General features: G+C 63.0%; 22 protein-coding genes. 9 read left to right on the top strand and 13 right to left on the bottom strand.

From position 1 onward, the window contains the following. Positions 1 to 71 precede the first annotated feature (71 nt). From ACO6D5_RS22285 to ACO6D5_RS22275, 3 genes are all read right to left on the bottom strand, one after another. Positions 72 to 623 carry a type 1 glutamine amidotransferase domain-containing protein gene (locus ACO6D5_RS22285; RefSeq protein WP_485826564.1) on the bottom strand — a complete coding sequence of 184 codons (552 nt, stop codon included), beginning with the start codon at positions 621 to 623 and terminating at the stop codon, positions 72 to 74. A gap of 326 nt (positions 624 to 949) precedes the next feature. Beyond that, the gene (locus tag ACO6D5_RS22280) at positions 950 to 1195 is read right to left on the bottom strand and encodes a hypothetical protein (protein WP_485826563.1); all 246 of its coding nucleotides are present in this window, start codon (positions 1193 to 1195) and stop codon (positions 950 to 952) included. Positions 1196 to 1214: 19 nt separating this feature from the next. Then, positions 1215 to 2195 carry an alpha/beta fold hydrolase gene (locus ACO6D5_RS22275; protein ID WP_485826562.1) on the bottom strand — a complete coding sequence of 327 codons (981 nt, stop codon included), beginning with the start codon at positions 2193 to 2195 and terminating at the stop codon, positions 1215 to 1217. Positions 2196 to 2267: 72 nt separating this feature from the next. On the opposite strand from ACO6D5_RS22275, the gene ACO6D5_RS22270 reads away from it, so the two are divergent. Beyond that, positions 2268 to 2684, top strand: a complete 417-nt coding sequence (locus ACO6D5_RS22270; protein WP_485826561.1) for an RrF2 family transcriptional regulator — start codon at positions 2268 to 2270, stop codon at positions 2682 to 2684. 159 nt (positions 2685 to 2843) lie between these two features. Beyond that, positions 2844 to 3329 carry an isochorismatase family protein gene (locus ACO6D5_RS22265; protein ID WP_485826560.1) on the top strand — a complete coding sequence of 162 codons (486 nt, stop codon included), beginning with the start codon at positions 2844 to 2846 and terminating at the stop codon, positions 3327 to 3329. Between the two features lie 40 nt (positions 3330 to 3369). On the opposite strand, the gene ACO6D5_RS22260 is transcribed toward ACO6D5_RS22265, so the two are convergent. Next, positions 3370 to 4311 (bottom strand): diguanylate cyclase domain-containing protein, encoded by a 942-nt coding sequence (locus tag ACO6D5_RS22260; RefSeq protein ID WP_485826559.1) that lies wholly within the window; start codon positions 4309 to 4311, stop codon positions 3370 to 3372. 23 nt (positions 4312 to 4334) lie between these two features. Then, the gene (locus ACO6D5_RS22255) at positions 4335 to 5543 is read right to left on the bottom strand and encodes a GGDEF domain-containing protein (RefSeq protein ID WP_485826558.1); all 1209 of its coding nucleotides are present in this window, start codon (positions 5541 to 5543) and stop codon (positions 4335 to 4337) included. A 399-nt stretch (positions 5544 to 5942) separates the two neighbouring features. Here ACO6D5_RS22255 and ACO6D5_RS22250 point away from each other — a divergent pair, with 399 nt between their 5' ends. Continuing rightward, positions 5943 to 6326 carry a cytochrome c gene (locus ACO6D5_RS22250; protein WP_315846270.1) on the top strand — a complete coding sequence of 128 codons (384 nt, stop codon included), beginning with the start codon at positions 5943 to 5945 and terminating at the stop codon, positions 6324 to 6326. A gap of 41 nt (positions 6327 to 6367) precedes the next feature. On the opposite strand, the gene ACO6D5_RS22245 is transcribed toward ACO6D5_RS22250, so the two are convergent. Continuing rightward, the gene (locus tag ACO6D5_RS22245; protein ID WP_485826557.1) at positions 6368 to 6598 is read right to left on the bottom strand and encodes a hypothetical protein; all 231 of its coding nucleotides are present in this window, start codon (positions 6596 to 6598) and stop codon (positions 6368 to 6370) included. A 390-nt stretch (positions 6599 to 6988) separates the two neighbouring features. On the opposite strand from ACO6D5_RS22245, the gene ACO6D5_RS22240 reads away from it, so the two are divergent. Continuing rightward, positions 6989 to 7291: an ArsR family transcriptional regulator gene (locus tag ACO6D5_RS22240; RefSeq protein WP_315846272.1), complete on the top strand. Its 303-nt coding sequence runs from the start codon at positions 6989 to 6991 to the stop codon at positions 7289 to 7291. 61 nt (positions 7292 to 7352) lie between these two features. Then, positions 7353 to 8324 carry a zinc-dependent alcohol dehydrogenase family protein gene (locus ACO6D5_RS22235; protein WP_485826556.1) on the top strand — a complete coding sequence of 324 codons (972 nt, stop codon included), beginning with the start codon at positions 7353 to 7355 and terminating at the stop codon, positions 8322 to 8324. Positions 8325 to 8430: 106 nt separating this feature from the next. Here the strand turns inward: ACO6D5_RS22235 and ACO6D5_RS22230 are convergent, their stop codons facing one another. Both ACO6D5_RS22230 and ACO6D5_RS22225 read right to left on the bottom strand, forming a co-directional pair. Continuing rightward, the gene (locus ACO6D5_RS22230; RefSeq protein WP_315846274.1) at positions 8431 to 8931 is read right to left on the bottom strand and encodes a hypothetical protein; all 501 of its coding nucleotides are present in this window, start codon (positions 8929 to 8931) and stop codon (positions 8431 to 8433) included. An 85-nt stretch (positions 8932 to 9016) separates the two neighbouring features. Then, positions 9017 to 9976, bottom strand: a complete 960-nt coding sequence (locus ACO6D5_RS22225) for an AraC family transcriptional regulator (protein ID WP_485826555.1) — start codon at positions 9974 to 9976, stop codon at positions 9017 to 9019. 177 nt (positions 9977 to 10153) lie between these two features. Here ACO6D5_RS22225 and ACO6D5_RS22220 point away from each other — a divergent pair, with 177 nt between their 5' ends. Beyond that, positions 10154 to 11533: an NAD-dependent succinate-semialdehyde dehydrogenase gene (locus ACO6D5_RS22220; protein ID WP_485826554.1), complete on the top strand. Its 1380-nt coding sequence runs from the start codon at positions 10154 to 10156 to the stop codon at positions 11531 to 11533. A 45-nt stretch (positions 11534 to 11578) separates the two neighbouring features. On the opposite strand, the gene ACO6D5_RS22215 is transcribed toward ACO6D5_RS22220, so the two are convergent. Then, positions 11579 to 11938: an AraC family ligand binding domain-containing protein gene (locus ACO6D5_RS22215; RefSeq protein WP_485826553.1), complete on the bottom strand. Its 360-nt coding sequence runs from the start codon at positions 11936 to 11938 to the stop codon at positions 11579 to 11581. A 43-nt stretch (positions 11939 to 11981) separates the two neighbouring features. Next, on the bottom strand, positions 11982 to 12551 hold the full coding sequence (locus tag ACO6D5_RS22210; RefSeq protein ID WP_485826552.1) for a GNAT family N-acetyltransferase: 570 nt from the start codon (positions 12549 to 12551) through the stop codon (positions 11982 to 11984). Positions 12552 to 12774: 223 nt separating this feature from the next. Here ACO6D5_RS22210 and ACO6D5_RS22205 point away from each other — a divergent pair, with 223 nt between their 5' ends. After that, on the top strand, positions 12775 to 13530 hold the full coding sequence (locus ACO6D5_RS22205; RefSeq protein ID WP_485826577.1) for a sulfite exporter TauE/SafE family protein: 756 nt from the start codon (positions 12775 to 12777) through the stop codon (positions 13528 to 13530). An 11-nt stretch (positions 13531 to 13541) separates the two neighbouring features. Here ACO6D5_RS22205 and ACO6D5_RS22200 read toward each other — a convergent pair whose 3' ends face one another. Continuing rightward, the gene (locus ACO6D5_RS22200) at positions 13542 to 15104 is read right to left on the bottom strand and encodes an FAD-dependent monooxygenase (protein WP_485826551.1); all 1563 of its coding nucleotides are present in this window, start codon (positions 15102 to 15104) and stop codon (positions 13542 to 13544) included. A gap of 219 nt (positions 15105 to 15323) precedes the next feature. After that, positions 15324 to 16226 (bottom strand): LysR family transcriptional regulator, encoded by a 903-nt coding sequence (locus ACO6D5_RS22195; protein WP_485826550.1) that lies wholly within the window; start codon positions 16224 to 16226, stop codon positions 15324 to 15326. Between the two features lie 98 nt (positions 16227 to 16324). On the opposite strand from ACO6D5_RS22195, the gene ACO6D5_RS22190 reads away from it, so the two are divergent. Both ACO6D5_RS22190 and ACO6D5_RS22185 read left to right on the top strand, forming a co-directional pair. Then, complete coding sequence (locus ACO6D5_RS22190; RefSeq protein WP_485826549.1) at positions 16325 to 16753, top strand: nuclear transport factor 2 family protein; 429 nt, start codon at positions 16325 to 16327, stop codon at positions 16751 to 16753. Beyond that, positions 16753 to 17679 carry an NADP-dependent oxidoreductase gene (locus ACO6D5_RS22185; RefSeq protein ID WP_485826548.1) on the top strand — a complete coding sequence of 309 codons (927 nt, stop codon included), beginning with the start codon at positions 16753 to 16755 and terminating at the stop codon, positions 17677 to 17679. Before ACO6D5_RS22190 ends, ACO6D5_RS22185 begins: the two co-directional genes overlap by 1 nt. Before the next feature lie 139 nt (positions 17680 to 17818). On the opposite strand, the gene ACO6D5_RS22180 is transcribed toward ACO6D5_RS22185, so the two are convergent. Then, a complete protein-coding gene (locus ACO6D5_RS22180; protein ID WP_485826547.1) occupies positions 17819 to 18559 on the bottom strand; it encodes a hypothetical protein in 741 nt (246 codons plus the stop codon). Positions 18560 to 18577: the final 18 nt, after the last annotated feature.

The raw sequence follows: 18577 nt of genomic DNA, 5'->3' as shown, positions 1-18577 counted from the left end.
CCGGAAATGGTCGCGCCCGGATAGCTGCGGCGGCCCGGGATTTTCCCGCGCCGACCGACGCCGTGCAGCCCTCAGCGACGCGCTGCCTGCAGAACTTCGATGAATGCCCGATTGAAGGCCGGAATATCGTCTGGCTTTCGACTGGAGACCAGATTGCCGTCGACGACGACCTCCTCGTCGACCCATTCCGCGCCCGCGTTGCGCAAGTCGTCTTGCAGTGACGGCCAGCTAGTCATTTTTCGCCCCTTCACCACGCCGGCTGAGATCAGTAGCCATGCGCCGTGGCAGATGACGGCCACGGGCTTGCCGGCATCGAACATCGCCCGCACGAATTCCTGCGCCTTGGGCTGCATGCGGATCTCGTCCGCATTGACCACACCGCCCGGCAGCAGCAGCGCGTCGAACACGCCGGGCTCTGTCGCCGCTTGCAGAAACGTCAGATCCACTGGGAAGCGGTCGCCCGGCTTGTCGTGGTGCATCCCCAAAATGGGATCGGCACGCGCGGAAATCAGTACGGTGCGCGCGCCTTCCGTTTGAAGGCTGTGCCGCGGACCGGTCAACTCCACCTGTTCGAAGCCGTCGGTTGCAAGAATCGCCACGTTCAGATCTTTAAGTGTCGCCATGGTTGCTCCTGGTTGCTGGTCCCTTGGAGGTGACCGGCGGCGCACGGGGACCTCACGCGCCGCTCTGCCCAGCAGCAAGTGGCATGCCGCCCCGAATCCCGGCAGGCTCGTGGCGGGCCAAGTGGCGACGGCGCGAACAAAGGCCTAGCGATCCGCGCCTTGGGATTGCGCAAGACAACGGTGGAGCTTGGCAATCAGCGCGCGGCGGCCTCGGTTTCGCTCAACTCCAGCGGGTCGCCGTGCGTGCCGGCCGCAACGACGCAGATGGGGGAACCGTCGAACCAGGCGTCGAGACGGTCTTCAGGGAACAATCGACGCCCGGTTTCTCAGGGTTCGAAGACCGCGATATGCGTTGCGTGATTCAGCGCTTCATCGATGATCGTCCGAAGCGCCACTGAAGCAATCGTCCCGTTCACGAGATGGTCCACGAAGTAAAAACCGTCCTGTTCAAGCGAATAGCCGTAGATTTCCGCCGCCGAAGGCTGCTCGATCGGGTCAGGCAGTTTCCTGGACAAGATGGCGGGATCGTAGTCGGCGGGAACGGTGAATTTGATCTTGTATTCGATTCCCATTGGTCTGCTTTTCCTCAATCTATTTCAAGCTCGTCAGGAAATTGACGAGGGCGAGGTTGACGGCGTCGGGAGCCTCCTGTTGGAGCCAATGTCCCGCGCCGGGAATGACTTGCACGGCGCGCAATTGCGGAACAAGGGCGGGCATCGCCTTGATGATCTGATCCATGCCGGGAATCGCCAGGCCGGTGTCTCGTTCCCCGACGAGGTAAAGGGCGGGCACGTCCACCTGCTTTCCCTCCAACGCCGCCTGCAGCGCCCAATTGCGGTCCAGATTCCGGTAATAGTTGAGCCCGCCGCGAAAGCCGCTGGCTGTGTAGCTTTGGACAAAGATGTCCAGATCCGATGGCGTGAGCCAGGCCGGCAACGTCTGTGGGACGGGGAGTGAATCGAGCAGGCCCCGCCCATGGGCGACCATGCCGAAAGGGTTGGGCGTGCCGGGGTCGTCACGCGGGCCGGCCTCGCCCGATGCCGCAAAGTAGATGGCGCGCAGCGTCGCGTCGATATCGCGCTCGAATTCCCGTTCGGCAATGCCCGGCTCGTTGAAGTAGTGCGTGTAGAACGCGGCGGAATCGGTTTTCGGAAACAGGCGGCTGGGCGCGATCGGCGCCCTGCGCATCATCGGAACGCCCAGAGCGGCGACGGCCCGAAAACGGTCCGGCCGCAGTTGAGCCGCCTGCCAGGCAATATTGGCGCCCCAATCGCCGCCTACGATCACCGCGCTATCGGCCCCCTCGCTGTCGATAAGCGCGACCAGGTCGCCGATGGCATCCAGCGTCGTGAACGCCGCCGCATCCGTGGGACTGTCGCTGGCGCCGTAACCGCGCAGGTCCGGGGCGACGGCGCGGAAGCCCGCCCGGGCCAGGGCAGGGAGCTGGTGCCGCCAGGCATAGGCCGTCTCGGGAAAACCGTGGCACAGCAAGACGAGCGGACCGTCGCCCTGGGCCGTGACGTGCAGCGTGATGCCGTTGACGGTCACATCGCGTGTTTCAAGGTCAATCATCGGGGAGGCTCACAGAAAGTATCCGGTGCAGCTATAATACCGTAACAGATAGAGTTACGGTAATTCGATACCATGGCCAACGACACTCGACTTGCCCGATTGCTGCATGTCTTGATCCACATGCATTTGCGCGGAGGCACGACCACTTCTGGAACGCTGGCCCAGATGCTGCATACGAACGAGGTCGTGGTGCGCCGAACCATGGCGGCGCTGCGCACCGCCGGCATGGTGACATCTTCGGGCGGCCGCAACGGCGGTTGGGTACTGTCCAGGGGACTGGAAACCATCACCGCGCGGGATGTCCACGAAGCTATCGCCCATGGCGCCGTCTTCTCCATCGGACCCGCCGACGACAATCCTGCTTGCCCGGTCGAACAGGCAACGAACCAATTAGTGGCGGATTCCCTGCGCGCGGGCGAGCAGGCCTTGCTGCATCACTTGGGCGCGAAATCGCTGTCCGATCTTGCTGCGGAGATCGTCGCGGGCTAAGGGCCTGGCGCGGCGTACGCGCTGCAATGGCGCATCCGGTGCCCAGGCGATCGATGCCGGCTGCGTCGCTGGCATCGAGCCCTTGGTCGATGCTAGTCTCACCGATCTTGCCGCCACCGGGCGGTATCGTGCCCGCGTGGTATCAGGCAGGGAGCCCATATGCGACAGATATTGCTTGTCGTCGACGTCCAGTCCACCTTCAATCCTCCGCAATGGCTGGTAGACGGCATAGGCGCGCTAGCCCTGCAGGTGCCGACGATCGCTTCGATCGAGCTTCACGACGAGCAAGTCACTCCCTTTGCGCGGCAGCTGGGTTGGCATCCCGCGGTCGAAGACCAGAGCCTGGTGGCTGCGGAGAAGGTGTTCGTCAAGCATGGCTATGCGCAGACGCGGGAAACCATCGACTACATCCAGCGCCTTCAGGTCGACCGCGTGCTGGTGTGCGGCATTCAAACCGACACCTGTGTGCTCGCTGCGGGCTTCGCTTTGTTCGATGCCGGGCTCACGCCTACCTTGGTGACCGATCTGACGGTCGGCTCGTCATTGGACAGGACAGGGCGGTTGGGCATCGAACTATGGAAGCATCATTTCCGGGAAGTCACGACGGCGGACCAGGTGTACGCCGCGCTGCGGGAGTGCCGTTAGTTAAGGCCGCAGGCATGGGCATGTCCGGGGGCGCTTGCGCCTACCACTGCACATGCTCAATGCGGTGCCGCCCATTGTTCTTGGCCGCATACAGCTGCCGGTCCACGGCTTTGATGAAGCCGGCGCGCTCCGCCAGGTCATCCGGCATCACCGTGCCCGCACCGATGCTGACAGTGACCTGCCTGCCATGCGGTGACAGCGCATGCACGATGGACTTCTTCTGGAGTAATCGCTGGCAGCGTTCAGCGACTTTCAGGGCTACCCCGGCATCGGCCTCAGGCAGTAGCACGACAAACTCTTCCCCTCCGTAGCGCGCAACCAGATCGCGCGGGCCATCCAGTGCCAAACTCAGCGTCTGGGCGATGTCGATCAAGCACTTGTCACCCTGAGTATGACCATACAAGTCGTTGTATTGCTTGAAAAAATCGACGTCGAGCAACAAGACGGACAACGGTTGGCGACCGTTGCGCGCACGCTCCCATTCCAATTCGAAACTGCTATCGAAGCGGCGGCGGTTGGCGATATTCGTCAAGCCATCCTTGAAGGACAGCACCTCCAGTTCCTTCTGCAGGCTCAGCAGGTTCTCTTCATTTTTCTTGCGTTCGGTGATGTCGAACATGAAGCCAATCAGCGCTTCGGTTTCGCCTTCTTCATTGCGCACGACGTGCACAACGTCGCGAATCCAGACATAGCCGTTGTCCTTGGTCAGCGCGCGGTAGTCTGCCTCGTGGTCTATGCCTGCCTGGGATTGGGAGACGCAGAAATTCACGACATATTCGCGATCCTCCGGATGCATGCGCATGGCCCAGTCTTCCACGCTTACCCAACTTGCGGCGCTCCAGCCCAGCAACGCCTCGATCTGAGGGCCGACATAGGCGAATTTCATTGTCGCCCAATCAATCTTCCAAGGTATCGCCTTGGTCGACTCCAGCAAGGTCCTGTACAACGCGTTGTCATTCAAATCCGGGCTCACGTCGGGCATACCCAATCCTTCCTTTGCTATTGCTATGAATTCGCGACCGCTGATTCAATGCCTTCCGCCCAAACGCCTGTACAGACGTCGGCGAATTCGATCCGATTGCGTCCCGCCGCCTTTCCTCTATAGAGCGCGGAGTCGGCCTGCCGAAGCGCATCCTCCAGGCCCTGCGCACCGTGGAATGGCGGTGAAATGCCGATGGTGACCGTGCAACTCAGCAAGTTACCAGAACCCGCCACGTTGATTGCCTGGTTTTCCACGCCAGCACGCAAACGTTCCGCCAGGTGCACGACGCTGTCACCGTCGGTGTCCAGGAAGATGGCCACGAACTCTTCTCCGCCAATACGGCCCGTCAAGTCGCCGCGACGGACGGTGGATCGAAGTAGATCCGCAACTTGGCATATGACTTCATCCCCGGTTTGGTGTCCATAGGTGTCGTTGATTCGCTTGAAGTGGTCGACATCCAGCAGCAGCAAGCGAGCGGGCACGGCGTTGCGGGAATTGAAATATTGCCGCAGCGCATCCAGAAGCCCTCTGCGATTGAGCAGGTCTGTCATGGGATCGCGTGCCGCCATGTTGCGCAGGCTATCGGTCAGCCGCCGCAGTACCAACCAGACGATGGAGGGGGGCACGATGGTGGCCAGGGTCGACATGTAGATGTAGAAGATCATTTGAAAGCGGCTGTCCATATGCAGCGCGTCCAAGCCGCCATCCACGATTTTCAGGAACTTCAGCGCGTTGAGAACACAGATCCCGCCAATCAGAAGGGCAAAAAAAACCATCTCGCCGTACAAGTCTTTCGCAAAAGTGCGCACCCCGTAGATCACGGTTAGTGTCATTGCGAAGAAAAGCAGGGTCGCCATCGCCGCGAGCATCGCGTAACGCGCGGTGGGTCCGGCGTTCCATTGCACCAACCATTGCGCAAGGGCATAGGCCGCGGAAAAAATGATCAGTGGTCGCCATAATGGGACCTGACGACCGAAAAAGCGCATCGCGCCGAGCCAATAGGCGATTGGGGCAGCCAGCGTGAGGGTGTGGTTGACGACGCTCATCACGCTCCATGCCGGTCCGCCTTCGGCCAGTTGCAGGATATAGGCCAACGCCAGCAGGAGATTGCCGACGGCAAAGAAATCCATCCCCATTCGGTTGCCGGGCAAGCGACGACTGATAAGCAAGAACATTGCCGAAAAGCACAATAAGTGTGCGCACAGCATGGCGACGAGCGTGGATGCAACCATAGTGGGGTCGTGGAAAGGGGAGCAGAATTCCTGCACTGGCGCTGCCAGGCGGGAGGGAGCGACATTCACGGGGGAACATGGGGCGTCATTCTCACATGAGGCGATCTGTAGATGGCGGCTTTGGGCGGAAGCGGCTGGACGGGCAGGGCCTCGGTCAATCCGGCGCATTCATTCAATCGGCATAGCGATAGCGGTGTGGCGTCGCGATCCCTCCGCAAGGCGCGGGCCGTGTGTGGCGCCGCCTGCGCGCTGCAACCCAACGGCGTCGTGCCGTCTGCGATAATGCGCCCCGCGCGGCGGCCGGCATTGAGCCACGGCCCGCCGGCCGCGCCAGGCACTCCGGAAGGTGCACCCCGGAGTGTGCGCTGGATCGTCCTCTGACTTACCCAATAAGGCCAAATGAAAGTACGCGCATTCTGCATTGCTTCGCTAGGGGCGGTGCTGTTGACTCAAGCCTCTGCGTCCTTCGCGCAAAATGTCAATGGAAAGAATCTCTTTACCCAGAGATGCGCCATGTGCCATGGCGCGGATATCAAGGGGACCGGACCATTGGCCAAGAAGAGCAATCCGCCCACCCCTGATCTGACAACCGCCGCTTTCAAGAAGCGACTCCATGATTATCCGGGGGTCATTGTTTCGTCGGTAATCCTTCGGCCCAATGGGGATTTGATTCCCCGGACGCTGCGAGAGAATGGCGTCAAGCTGGCCCCGCACGCGTGGACGGTTCAGGATTTCCGCGACCTGAATCAATACATGAGCGGCGTGATTGCAAAAAGCCGATGATTTGGGACGGGCCCCCTTGTCATCCGGTCAGATCACCCTTGCTATTTGGCCGAGAATTGGTATGCCGTCTGGCCGTCAGGCATGAACGTGTACGTGACGTACATCGGAATGGTTCGACCGCAGGCTTCGAAATTCCAGGCCTCTCTGGCCGATCCCGCGATGAGCGCGGTTCCGGCGGCGTTGGTGCGGATGTCGTCGGATTTGCTGACCAAGGCTACCGCCACGGACTTGGGCGTTTCATTGCAGCCGTTGGTGATGGACAGCAAGGGCACCAACTTTTCCAAGGCGAAAGGCGGATCCGGGGTGAGCGGCTGCCCCTTGACGGGTATGCCCCTGACATCCTGCCTGTAGGTGGTGGGGGCGGTGCAAGCGGCCAGCAGCGTGGCGGCAAGGATGAGGGCACAACGGTGCAGCCCAATGACAAACCGTGATGGCTTTGCGTGTTGCATGGTGGTCTCGGGCTCCTGTGTCGGCGTGGCTTGCGATGATCCCATCGTGTATGGCGGTCGATCCTGCGCGTGGCGAGCGGAATATAACCGATCACATTTCTCTCTCTTGAATTCGTCGGATTCCTGCGCCTGAGTGCCAGCGCATTAGGCATTAGGCATTACGCGGTACGGCTATCGTATTGACATATCGGTAAATCCCGATACAATCGGCCTATGGATCTGCTCGAAATATTCAAAGCGCTCTCGAACCGCACCCGCCTTGAAATCTTGAAAGGGCTGAAGGATCCGGCCAAGAACTTTCCTCCGCAGGACGAAGGGGATGTGAATACGGTCGGCGTCTGCGTCAGCAGTATTCAAGAAGGCGTCGGGCTGTCGCAGTCCACGGTGTCTGACTACCTTGCAACGCTGCAACGTGCGGGCTTGGTCGATGTCAGGCGCATCGGTCAGTGGACCTACTACAAGCGGAATGAAGCAACCATCCGTGCTCTTGCCCAGGTGATAGGGAAAGAGCTGTAATTTTTTATCCTAAAATATCGGTAATTCCCGATATCCCGTTTTATCGAAATCAAGGAATGCAATGAAAGCCATCACACTCAACGCTTTTGGCGGCCCGGACGCTTTCGAACTTCGCGACGTGCCCACGCCCGAGCCGCAGGCGGGACAAGTCCTGGTTCGGGTACAGGCAACTTCCATCAATCCGTTGGATTACCAGGTTCGGCGTGGCGACTATCCCGACCTGGTGCCGTTGCCGGCCATTACCGGGCACGACGTATCGGGCGTTGTCGAAGCCGTGGGCCCGGGGGTAACCGCCTTTTCTCCTGGGGACGAAGTCTGGTATACCCCGCAAATATTCGACGGCCCGGGAAGCTATGCCGAATACCACGTTGCCGCCGAAAGCATCGTCGGCAAAAAGCCTCCGGCGCTCAGCCATCTTGAGGCGGCAAGCCTGACCTTGGTTGGCGGGACGGCGTGGGAAGCCCTGGTCGTGCGCGCGGCACTAAGAGTGGGGGAGAGCATCCTGGTGCACGGCGGGGCAGGGGGCGTGGGGCACGTGGCGATCCAGCTTGCAAAAGCCATGGGCGCGCGGGTGTACACGACCGTGCGCGAAGCCAACTTCGGGTTCGCCCGAAGTTTGGGCGCCGATGGGGTCATCGACTATGAAAAGGAAGACTATGTGGATGCCATCATGCGCGAAACGGCGGGGCGTGGCGTCGATGTCATCTTCGACACCATCGGCGGCAACACGTTGTCGCGCAGCCCCGACGCGCTTGCGCAACTTGGCCGCGTGGTCACGATCGTAGACATCGCGCAGCCTCAAAACCTGGTCCAGGCCTGGGGCAAAAACGCGAGCTACCACTTCGTCTTCACCAGGCAGAACCGGGGCAAGCTCGATGATCTGAGTGCATTGGTCGCGCGCGGTCAGCTGCGGCCACACGTGGGCGCCGTTTATCCGCTTGCCGATATTGCCCTTGCGCATGCCCGGCTGGAGAGCCCCAACAACGGTCTCCGAGGAAAAATCGCAATCGCGGTGGGGCCGTTGGCGCAATGACGCTGGCGCCAGGCTACGGCTCGCATCGCGGGGACTGTGGCCTGGCATCGTCTGGCAGACCGGGCCCGCATCGCGCGGCCCCGCGGGCGTCTGGTAGCGGACGGTGTCAGCCGTGCTTGGGGAAACCGTTGCTTGCCCATTCCGAGGCGCGTTGCACGTTCAGCTTGTAAGTCGGCGCAACGTTGACCTGGGCCAGTTGTTCGCCCAATTCGTCGTAGGCGCTCAGGACGGCGTAGGGCTCGTCTTCGTCGGGAACGATGTCCAGCTTGATGGTCAGGCGGCCGGCGGCGGCGTCGATCTTTACGCTCTTGTGCAGCGTCGCATGCAATTGCTGTTCATGACGGCGCAGGACTTCGTTGGCGGTCTTGACCAGGGTGAAGAAGGCGGGAGAGTCGAGCGGTTTAGGGTTCTTCTTGTCGCGGCCCATGGTCCACGGGCCCACCAGGGCCGGCTCGGCTTGGCCGTCCAGGGTCATTTCAACGGCCCAGCCGTCGTCGTCCTCGTTCTTGATGATGCGGGCGGTCCAGCCGTCATCACGCCATAGCCGGGGCTCTTGTTCCTTGCGGTCTTCCGATGTATCAGTATCCGGTGTGCGGGTGTCGTTCACTGCTGTACTTCTCCTGGCTGGGGAGCGCGAATTTCGCTCGACCCCTCGCACTGTAGCCTATCGCGCCCGGGATCTCCTTGCCCCTTCAGTGGGACGAGACGTACGCGGACGCGGCAAAAGGCGGGGGCACGGCAAAGTCCGCCCGCATCCGGTTCACCTCTTCGATCGGGCTGCGTCCGAACAGGCGCTTGAACTCCCGGCTGAACTGGGACGGGCTTTCATAACCGACTTCGGCGCTGGCGGCGGCCGCCGTGATTGAATTGCGCACCATCAGCAGCCGCGCATGATGCAGGCGCGTGGATTTCAGGTACTGCATCGGCGACGTGCTGGTCACTGCCTTGAAATGGACGTGGAACGCCGGCACGCTCATGCCCGCTTCCCGCGCCAGCTGGTCCACCGTCAGGTCGTCCTTGAAAGCGGCGTGGATCCTGCGCAATGCCCGGACGACTTTGCCGAACTGGCCCTGCATGGCCAGCGCCGCCCGCATGGCCGGCCCCTGCGCGCCGGTCAGGATCCGGAAGTAGATTTCGCGCACCAGCGCCGGCCCCAGGATCTGCGCTTCCATGGGCCGGCCCAGCGCCTGCAGCAGACGCAGCACGGAATCCGTCAGCGGCGGATCCATGGGGCTGGACATCATGCCTTTCGGCTCGGCCGCTATAAAACCGCCCAACTGGTCGATCTGCAGCATGAGGTCGGCCGCCAGCTTGAAGTCCAGATGCATGTATAGGGCCAGCAAGGGCTCGGCTTCGCTGGCGTCCGTCTCCATCGTGAAGGGCACCGGCACCGAGACGACCAGGCATTGATGCGCGTCGTACAGATAGGTCTGGCCGCCGAAAAAGCCGCGCTTCCTGCCCTGGCACACGATCACGATGCCGGGGTCGTACAGCACGGGCACGGACTTCAGCGGTCGGTTGGAGCGCAGCAACCGCACGTCTTCCAGGACCGTCAGGTTGTAGCCCTCGGTCGGCGCCAGCGCGTCCAGCAGACGGGCCATCCGCTGGCGCAAGGGCGCCAGCGAGTCATCGGATTCGGGCTTGTCGGACATGGTTCGCGACAGGATCGGACTGGGGGTGATCAGCTTGCCATGGAAGTGCGAAAAATATCCAGTCCAATAGTTTTAGGCAATAAACAAAGACCATAGGCCATCGAACTATCGCGTGGGAAATCCTAGCATTCCATCCGTGCCTCAGGCATCCCTCAACCCGACAGGACGACACCTTTCATGATCAACGTAATCAATCCCGCCGACGGCTCGATCGTCGGCGAAGCGCCCGAGCTTGGCTCGGCAGCTGTCCAGGCCGCCATCGATCGGACCTGCCGCGCCTTCCCCCTGTGGTCCCGCAAGCTTGCCAAAGAGCGCGGCGATCTGCTGCGCCGCTGGTTTGAGCTGATCCGCGCGGACAAGCGCGTGTTCGCCGAGATCATGGTCAGGGAAAACGGCAAATGCCTGTCCGAAGCCCTGGGCGAAATCGACTACGGACTGGGTTTCATCGAGTGGTATGCCGAAGAAGCCAAGCGCGTCTACGGCGACACCATTCCGTCGCACGCCGCCGGCGCCGAAATCCTGGTGTTCAAGGAGCCTGCCGGCCCCACTGCGGCCATCACGCCGTGGAACTTTCCGTTCATGATGATCGCCCGCAAGATCGCCACCGCGCTGGCGGCCGGGTGCACCATGATTATCAAGCCGTCCGAACTGACGCCGTTGACGGCGTACAAAATGCTGGAGTACGCGCGCAAGGCCGGTATTCCGGAAGGCGTGTTCGAGATGGTCACCGGCAATCCGAAAGAGATCGGGGAACTGTTCACCGGCGACTCGCGCATCCGCAAGATGTCGTTCACCGGTTCCACGGCTGTCGGCAAGATGCTGGCTGCCGCCTGCGGCAACGACCTGAAGAAGATGACGCTGGAACTGGGCGGCAATGCGCCCTTCATCGTTTTCGATGACGCCAGCGTCGAAGAGGCGGCCGCGAGCCTGGTTGCCGCGAAGCTGCGCAATTCGGGCCAAGTGTGCATTTCGCCGAACCGCATTTACGTGCAGGATGCCATCCACGACCGCTTCGTGGCGGCGGTGGCCGAGAAAGTTGCCCGGATCCCGGTGGACCAAGGCATGCAGGAAGCGTTCGTGGTGGGGCCGCTGATCAACCAGGCGGGCATCGACAAGGTGGCCGAATTGGTCGACGACGCCAAACGGGCCGGCGCGCAGGTGCTGCTGGGAGGGAAACGCCATGCGAAGGGCGGGCTGTTCTACGAGCCGACAGTGCTGGCCGGCCTGACGGACGACATGCGAGTGGCGCACACCGAGATCTTCGGGCCGGTGTTTGCGGTGTATCGGTTTCACACCGAAGACGAGGTCGTCACGCGCGCGAATCATTCCGAATATGGATTGGTGGCGTACGTGTTCACGCGTGATCTGGCGCGTTCCTTCCGGCTATCCAGGAACATCGAAGCCGGCATGGTGATCCTGAACTCCGGTTCCGTCGGCACCGCGTCGATTCCGTTTGGTGGCATCAAGCACTCGGGCTACGGCCGCGAGGGCAGCTATTACGGGATCGAGGAGTACGTCGAGGTGAAGTACGTGCTGATGGCGGGGTTGGACAAGTAGGGCCATCCTGAATCCCGGCGGGCGCACGTGGGCAGCGTGGCGGCCCTATTCGTCTCTCGGGCGCCATTTGCCGGGAATCGGGTGTGCCAGCGTCAGGAGCACAATGGCCGGAACGTCGGCATGCAGGCTGTGGGGCTCATCGCCGGGAAGCGTCACCAGTTGGCCTTCAGCCAGCGTGCACCGGCCCCCTGACGCATCGATGTCGACCCGTCCCTGAAGGCACTGGAGCGTCACGACACCCTGGACTTGATGCGAGGGCATCCGGTGCCCCGCGGGCAGCACGAGCCGGATGATCTGCAATTCTGCCGTGCGCAACAGACTGACGCTGACCGGCGGGGCGGGCTCCAGGCTGGGCCGATGAAACAGGTCGATGACTTCCAGCGGATTCGCGTGCTTCAGTGCCATACGGGACTCCGGTGGCGTGAACGACCTTGCGGTCGAGGGGACGTCAAGTGCTCTGATGCGGCGACGGGCGGGGAACGGCTGTTCCTTGGCACGCCCGAATCGCCGCGTACATCCAGTAGTCGCGCGCCTGGCCGCGCACCTTGCGGTACTGGCGCAGTATTCCTTCGCGCTGCATGCCGATGCGCTCCAGGACGGCAACGGAGGATGCGTTGCTGTCCAGGACGGTGGCCTGGACGCGTTGCAGGCCCAGGCCATCGTGCGCCCAATTCATGACCGCAAGCGCGGCGTGCATCGCCAAGCCGCGGCCATGGTGAAGGGGATCAAGGTCATAGGCTAGTTCAGCGCGTCCATGCGCGCGAGCGATTTCGTTTAACCCCACCGTGCCCAACAGCTTGCCGCTTGTGTCCACGATGGCCCAGCGCAGCGCATCGCGGTTTTCGGCGTAGCCGTTGATAAGGGTCGTGAGGGCGGCCGGGCTGATATCGCCCCAGCTTGTGTGTTCAATGACGCCTGGGCGGTTCAGATACGCCGACCACGCCGCCGCGTCATGGGGCTGAAGCGGGCGCAGGGAGGCCGCGAGGGCGTTGGGCAATGCTGTCGGCGATGCGGTCATGACGTGTCTCGCTGCTGGCGGACGGGGCGGAGTTTTCAGGTGCTTGCGGTGAACGTTATCACCCCGCGTCCGAGGCCGGGCGGTGCCGGTCCGGGCGCGCCATAAGCAAACCCTTATTCGGCCATCAAGAAAGGGAATTTTTCTCTTATGGGTATGAACCACAATGCATACCGTCCGCCCCAAACCCTGGGCGTGGCCAGAAACAGAAAACAAGAGGATGACAATGGAATCGGTGTATCTGGTGGTGGCGCTGGGCGCGGTAGTCGCCGGTTTCGTGCAGGGCTTGTCGGGTTTCGCGTTCGGGTTGGTGGCGATGTCGTTCTGGGCCTGGGCGCTGGAGCCGCGCCTGGCTGCCACATTGGCGGTGTTCGGCGCACTGGTGGGGCAGGTGCTGGCGGCCATTACCGTTCGGCGCGGGTTCGATTTCAAGCAATTGCTGCCGTTCGTGCTGGGCGGCCTGGCCGGCATTCCGATCGGCGTGGCGGTGTTGCCGACCTTGGATATGGATTGGTTCAAGGCGCTCTTGGGCGCGTTGCTGATCGTCTGGTGCCCGGCCATGCTGCTGGCCAAGAACATGCCGAAGATCACCGCCGGTGGCCGTCTGGCTGACGGAACCGCGGGCTTTGCTGGCGGTGTGCTGGGCGGCATCGGCGGCTTTTCCGGCACATTGCCCACGCTTTGGTGCACGCTGCGCGGCTTCGAAAAGGATAAGCAGCGCTCCATCATCCAGAACTTCAATCTGTCGATGTTGGCGGTGACGATGGGCACGTACCTGGCGACGGGCATCGTGACGCGCGACATGTTGCCGATGTTCGCCATCGTGGCGCCGGCCATGCTGGTGCCCACGCTGCTGGGCGCCAAGCTGTACATCGGCATCAGCGAGGCGCGCTTCCGGCAGATCGTGCTGGGTTTGCTGACCGCGTCGGGGGTGGCCTTGCTGGCGTCTTCCGTTCCGCGTTTGCTGGAACGCGTGGCATAAGGCCAGGCTTGCTACGCGCCGCCGAACCAACGCGATAGCGCTTGCGCCGCGCCCGGCGCGTCCGCGTGCGTATCGGCGGCCCACGCGACGATGCCGTCAGGCCGCACCAGGACTGCGCGCAGGCCCAGCCGTTCACGGGCGTCACCCGCGACATAACTGACTTCCTGCCGCCAGCGACGGGTCAGCGCATCCAATGACGCATCCCACGGCGCATCCAACGAGGCAGCAGGTGCGAAGTCCAGGAACAGGCCTTTGCCCTGGCGCAGCAGGGTGCCCGCTCTTGTTCCGTCGGCCAGTTCGAAATCGGGCATGTTGCGGCCGACCAGCGGATGGCTGCTGCCCAAGTCGTAGCGTTGCGATACGCCCCAGACACGTTCGGCGAAATACGTCGCGCCGTCGCGGGTGCCGATCAGGTCGCGGACGATGGCTTCGAGCGCGCGCGTGCTTGGGGTAGGGCGCATCAGCGTGACTTGCGCGCGCGACCAGTCGAGGATACGCGCGCCCACCGGGTGCCGTTCCGCGTGATAGGTGTCCAGCAAGCCGGCAGGCGCGTCGCCGCGGATCGTGGACGCCAGCTTCCAGCCCAGGTTCATCGCGTCACCCAGTCCAAGATTCAACCCCTGGCCGCCCAAGGGGGAGTGGACGTGGGCGGCGTCGCCGGCCAGCAGCACCCGGCCTTTACGGTACGCGTTGGCTTGATAGGCCCGGTCGGTCCAGGTGGCTGCAAGCCGCAGCGCGGTGAGCGTGGCGTTCGTCCCGCAGACGCGGCGCAGCACCGCCTGCACGTGCGCCAGCGTGATGGGCTGGACGCGATGGCAGGCGCCGCCATCGAAGTCGACCATGGCAAGGGTGCCGGGTGGCGCAAACGTGTACATGCCGTTGGGCGTGTAGTGGCGGCCTGGGCGAAGCGCGGCCGGGTCGGCCAGTTCTACCTCCGCGGAATAGCCCGTGAACTCGGGATCGGTGCCGGTGAATGCGAAGCCGCCTGCCTTGCGCACGGTGCTGCGGCCACCATCGCAGCCCACGAGCCAGCGCCCGCGAATGGTTTCCGTGCCGGACTGAACCGTCACGTCGTCGTCCGTGGCAAGGAAGCCATCGACCTGGACGCCACGCCGGATCTCGGCGCCCATCGTGCGGGCGCGGTCGGCCAGGACGGATTCAAGCGTCTCCATGTCGACGGCCATGCCCGTGCCGGCCGGGCTTTGCAGGCGGTACGGCCACTTCGAGGTGTCGATGTCGTCGTGAAAGAACTGAATGCCTGCGAAATGGCCGGCAGGCTGGCGTGGCTGGCGGGTCCAATGGGCGGCGGCCGCAATCTTGCTTGCGCCTTGATTCGCTGCTTGCGCCGCAGTCAGCGCGTCCAGTATTCCGCGGCGGTAGAGAGCTTCAAGGGTGGGCGCGGACAGGCCGCGCAGGCCGAACGGCAGGCGTTTCAACGCGGCGTGCGGACCGTGCGCCTGTTCCAGCACCAGGACCGACAGGTCCGACAGGCGCAGTTCGCAAGCAAGCAGCAGGCCGACGGGGCCGGCGCCGACGATGATGACGTCATGAATGGGGGAGGGACGGTCGTGCATGAAAGACTCCTGTGTCGAGGTTCGACCGGAGCGTTTCTCAAGCTGACACCCGCGCCGACGAACGACTGGACGCTGGGATAGCGCCGATGTTCGTCGTGGGGATCTCATGCACGAGGCCAAAGACCAGAGCTTTCGTTACCGAAAGGACTTGGGCTTACCAGACCAAGTCTGCCTTTTCCGACACGGCTTTATAGCACCGCGGCGATGAGGCCGCAACGCTCACGACGTGCCGTGCGCGTCTTTGAGCCGGCTGAGGAACCATCGGCCGGCGGGGCCGGGAGGTGTGTCCCTGCGGTAGACGGCGAACATTGCGATGGGCGGCGTGTGGGGTTGGAAGTGCTCGATCCGCAAGGTGACGAGGCGGCCGGCATCCAGGTCGTTCTGCACCATGTCGGCAGGCATGTGGCCCCATCCGAAGCCGGCACGTAGGAAGGCATGCTTGGCGCCCAGGTCGGCCAGGCGCCAGATCTGCGGCGAGAACACGCCGAAGCTCGCACCGTCGGTCAACGTCGTGCGGTCCGTCAGCACCAACTGCACGTGCTGCTTCAATTCAGGCGCCCGGATGATCCCGTCGTTCAACGCCAGCGCATGCGTCGACGCTGCCACGGTGACCATCCGCACGTCCAGCAACTTTTCCGCGGCCAGGCCGTCGGGAACCGATGGCATCGAGCCGCTGATGCCCAGGCGGCAGGTCTGCCCGATGACGGGCTGCATGACGGCGCCAAGCGCCTCGACGTACAGCCGCAGCGGGGTATGGGGAAACTGCTTGCGGAAGGCATCGACTGCGTCGGTCAGCGATGCCATCGGGTACATGACATCCACCACGACCGAGAGCTCGGGTTCCAGGCCATCCGCGATTGCCCGCGCAGACGACTTGAAGCCGTCCATGCCGCTGACCACCTGGCGGGCCTGCACGAGTAGCGCGGTGCCTTCCTCAGTCAGGCGAGGGTAGCGGCCGCTGCGGTCGAACAATTGCACGCCGGTCTGGTTTTCCAGGTTGGCCAGCGTGTGGCTGACGACGGATTGAGCACGCCGCAGCTTGCGGCCGGCGGCCGAGAAGCTGCCTTCTTCCGCCGCAGCGATGAACGTGCGCAGTTGGTCCAGCGAAATGGCGTCCAGCATGTATCTATCCTGTGGATGGATTGAATCTAGAAATATAGGCTATTCAGATAGGTGTCAAGCCCCTAACCTTCGTTCATCCCCTCACCGAAGGACATTCCATGCAAACCGCAACAACGCTCTTGCAGCAACACCTGAAGCTGCTGGTCGACGACAACGGGCAGTGGCAAAGCCTGATCGCCGATGACATCGTCTGGGACTTGCCCTATGGGCCGAGCCTGGGTCATCCGCTGACGCTCGAAGGGCGGGAAGCGGTGCTTCGGCACGCGAACTGGTTCATCGGTGCGGTCAAGGATTTCCGCTTCTTCGATGCGGAAATCGTCGCGACGACGGACGCGAGCCATGCCGTGGCGCGGGTGCGGGGGCAAGGGCAGGCGGTGTCGACCGGGCGCACCTATCGGCAGGAATATGTGGTCTTCCTGACCGCGCGTGACGGGCGAATCGTTCACCTGCGCGAATACTTCGATCCGGTCCAGGCCGCGCGGGCCTTCGACGCGCCGATTGCCGGCTTTGCTGCGGGGAGCCTCTGATGAAAGCCATACGTGTTGCTGCCTACGGCAGCCCCGACGCCATGATCCTGGCCGAGCTTGACGATCCCGTTCCTGGCGACGACGAGGTCTTGGTCGATGTGGCCGCCACGTCGGTCAACCCGATCGACTGGAAGATTGTCAGTGGCGCAATGCAGGCGTTCATTCCGCTACCGCTGCCGTTCACGCCCGGGGTGGACGCTGCGGGCACCATCATCGCCGTGGGGCGCAATGTCACCGGCTTTGCGCCGGGCGACGAGGTGATGGGGTTCATCGGCATTGTCGGCGCTTATGCGAGCCGGATCGTTGTCGACCCGCAGCGTCTGGCCCGCAAGCCCGAAAGCCTGACTTTCACGCAGGCCGCGGCGATTCCCGCCGCCACGCTCACCGCTTGGCAGGCCTTGCATGAGCACGGCGAATTGCGCGCGGGCCAAACGGTCTTGATCCATGCGGCGGCAGGCGGCGTGGGCAGTGCCGCGGTGCAAATCGCCAAGCTTGCCGGCGCGCGGGTGATCGGCACGGCTTCCGCGGCCAATCATGACTACATTCGGGACCTGGGCGCGACAGAAGTGATCGACTATCGCGCAGGCGACTTTGCACGACAGGTCTCCGGCGTCGACCTCGTGCTTGACCTGGTGGGCGGCGACACGCAATCGCGTTCCTGGGCCGTGCTCAAGCCCGGCGGCATCCTGGTGTCCACGGTCAGCAAGCCGGACCCGGCGCGCGCGCAAGCGTCGCGTGTGGCGGGCAGGCACTTCGCCACCCGGTCAGACGGGCATCAACTTGCGTCGTGGAGCGCAGCGTTCGCGGCCGGGGATTTGCGCACCCGCATCGACTCGGTGTTTCCGCTGGCGGACGCCAGCCAGGCGATGGCAAGGAACATGGCCGGCCACACGCAAGGGAAGGTGGTCCTGGACGTTGCCGCGTAGCGAGGTGTCGAATTTCATTCAACTTGAGATTTGGTTCACTGCAATCGGCCTGTCAACAGTTTGTAGATCGAAGCGGCGCGCGGGTTGCGACGGAGGGCCGCCAGTTTCCGGCCAAATGGCTCGGCGAGTGCTGCGCGCCCTACAGGGTCGGCTGCGGAATCGGGGCGCCTTGCGCGTCGCCACCGATCTTCCGCGCCGTCAGCGTCACGGTAAAAAACTCGTTCACCTTATCGGCCGGAACGGCATCCAACTGGCTCCTTCCATAATCAGAATGTTGCCCGTTCTCGAATCGAGGGTAATACCCTTTCCAGAAATAGCGCGCCTGTGTACCGCCCGCGAGCACTTTTTTCGCAGGCAGCCCGGCTACGAATCGCGTATCGGCGATGTCCGCTCGCGCTCGCAGAGCGACGCGGGCCTCTGTCAATGCCCAATGGCATACCCCGCGGCCGTAATAGTTTTCATCGAGCAGCATGTCGGCATACACGGTGCCCACGTACTCGGTGGCGGATATACGGGAAAGGCGGAACGTTTCGTGGCTGGACAATGTCGGCACGTGGCCGGACAGGGCGTTGGATTTTCCACAGCGGGCACCGTTGCTGGCGTCGAACTGCACAGTGCCTTCTACTACCGTAAACGGCGATTTGCCGTCGGCTGGGCTTGAGAGATCGGACGCATTAGCCAGTTTGAGTCGTATCTCATAGGCCTGCGTCGGAGCGGGGTTCAGCTTGCGCAGCGGTGGCTTGCGCGCGCCGGATGCGGCGTCAGCCTTGGCCTGGTTATCGGCGTAATTAGACCCGCAGCCGGCGGCGGCCAGGAGGACCAGCGTCGGCAATGCCCAACGTAAGGCCGGCGACGAGAGATAACGAAGGGCGCGCGACAATGTCGATGTTTCCTATGC

It is taken from the genome of Achromobacter sp. (genome assembly GCF_057314935.1).
Note: the sequence above shows the minus strand (reverse complement) of the source record. Positions and strands in the feature narration are given on the sequence as shown.

Coding starts and splice junctions, on each gene's coding strand:
- ACO6D5_RS22190 (WP_485826549.1), top strand. CDS start 16,325: ATGCAAACCGCAACAACGCTCTTGCAGCAACACCTGAAGCTGCTGGTC.
- ACO6D5_RS22200 (WP_485826551.1), bottom strand. CDS start 15,104: ATGCACGACCGTCCCTCCCCCATTCATGACGTCATCATCGTCGGCGCC.
- ACO6D5_RS22250 (WP_315846270.1), top strand. CDS start 5,943: ATGAAAGTACGCGCATTCTGCATTGCTTCGCTAGGGGCGGTGCTGTTG.
- ACO6D5_RS22265 (WP_485826560.1), top strand. CDS start 2,844: ATGCGACAGATATTGCTTGTCGTCGACGTCCAGTCCACCTTCAATCCT.
- ACO6D5_RS22240 (WP_315846272.1), top strand. CDS start 6,989: ATGGATCTGCTCGAAATATTCAAAGCGCTCTCGAACCGCACCCGCCTT.
- ACO6D5_RS22185 (WP_485826548.1), top strand. CDS start 16,753: ATGAAAGCCATACGTGTTGCTGCCTACGGCAGCCCCGACGCCATGATC.
- ACO6D5_RS22210 (WP_485826552.1), bottom strand. CDS start 12,551: ATGACCGCATCGCCGACAGCATTGCCCAACGCCCTCGCGGCCTCCCTG.
- ACO6D5_RS22260 (WP_485826559.1), bottom strand. CDS start 4,311: ATGCCCGACGTGAGCCCGGATTTGAATGACAACGCGTTGTACAGGACC.
- ACO6D5_RS22255 (WP_485826558.1), bottom strand. CDS start 5,543: ATGGTTGCATCCACGCTCGTCGCCATGCTGTGCGCACACTTATTGTGC.
- ACO6D5_RS22195 (WP_485826550.1), bottom strand. CDS start 16,226: ATGCTGGACGCCATTTCGCTGGACCAACTGCGCACGTTCATCGCTGCG.
- ACO6D5_RS22275 (WP_485826562.1), bottom strand. CDS start 2,195: ATGATTGACCTTGAAACACGCGATGTGACCGTCAACGGCATCACGCTG.
- ACO6D5_RS22270 (WP_485826561.1), top strand. CDS start 2,268: ATGGCCAACGACACTCGACTTGCCCGATTGCTGCATGTCTTGATCCAC.
- ACO6D5_RS22220 (WP_485826554.1), top strand. CDS start 10,154: ATGATCAACGTAATCAATCCCGCCGACGGCTCGATCGTCGGCGAAGCG.
- ACO6D5_RS22280 (WP_485826563.1), bottom strand. CDS start 1,195: ATGGGAATCGAATACAAGATCAAATTCACCGTTCCCGCCGACTACGAT.
- ACO6D5_RS22235 (WP_485826556.1), top strand. CDS start 7,353: ATGAAAGCCATCACACTCAACGCTTTTGGCGGCCCGGACGCTTTCGAA.
- ACO6D5_RS22285 (WP_485826564.1), bottom strand. CDS start 623: ATGGCGACACTTAAAGATCTGAACGTGGCGATTCTTGCAACCGACGGC.
- ACO6D5_RS22205 (WP_485826577.1), top strand. CDS start 12,775: ATGGAATCGGTGTATCTGGTGGTGGCGCTGGGCGCGGTAGTCGCCGGT.
- ACO6D5_RS22215 (WP_485826553.1), bottom strand. CDS start 11,938: ATGGCACTGAAGCACGCGAATCCGCTGGAAGTCATCGACCTGTTTCAT.
- ACO6D5_RS22225 (WP_485826555.1), bottom strand. CDS start 9,976: ATGTCCGACAAGCCCGAATCCGATGACTCGCTGGCGCCCTTGCGCCAG.